The 493-nt window shown below is 61.5% G+C and carries 1 pseudogene; it reads right to left on the bottom strand.

From position 1 onward, the window contains the following. A pseudogene (locus tag DY926_RS08000) lies at positions 1 to 383 on the bottom strand (TolC family protein); the annotation flags it as partial. Between the last annotated feature and the right edge of the window lie 110 nt (positions 384 to 493).

Raw genomic sequence — 493 nt, 5'->3', positions numbered from 1 at the left:
ACATTGAGCTGTTCATCAAGCGACGCGGCTTCCGCGCTTGCGACCTGTTGCGTAGCACTACCCTGTCCCGGCAGCCATAACGGTACGGACACACCGCCCTGATACGTTGTATAGCCTTCGTTACTGCCCAGCATATGGTCATCCATGTATTCACCAGACAGAGTTGGACCACCAGCAAACCATGACCCCGCGGCGCTGGCGCGGGCACGGGCGGAATGGTGGCCGACCTGCAGTTCGGTACGGACAGGATCAATGGCCCATGCCATTCCGACCGCATCATGGAAGGACAGGCCAGACTGGGGCGCCTGAGCCCGGGCGAAAGTCGCGCATGCCAGGGCGCAGGCCATGGCGACCGACAGGATGGGGTGCATCGCGCGGTTCATGCCTCAGGCCATCATGGCATGACCGGACCACCGTGGCTGATCCGTTCGGCGAGATCGCTCCACAGCCGCGCCATCATGAGATTGATGTCAGAAGTGACTGAAAACGGGGA

The organism is Komagataeibacter melaceti, from assembly GCF_003403295.1.
In the GTDB taxonomy this organism is placed as follows: Bacteria; Pseudomonadota; Alphaproteobacteria; order Acetobacterales; family Acetobacteraceae; genus Komagataeibacter; species Komagataeibacter melaceti.
This window is presented reverse-complemented; position numbering and strand designations above follow the sequence as displayed.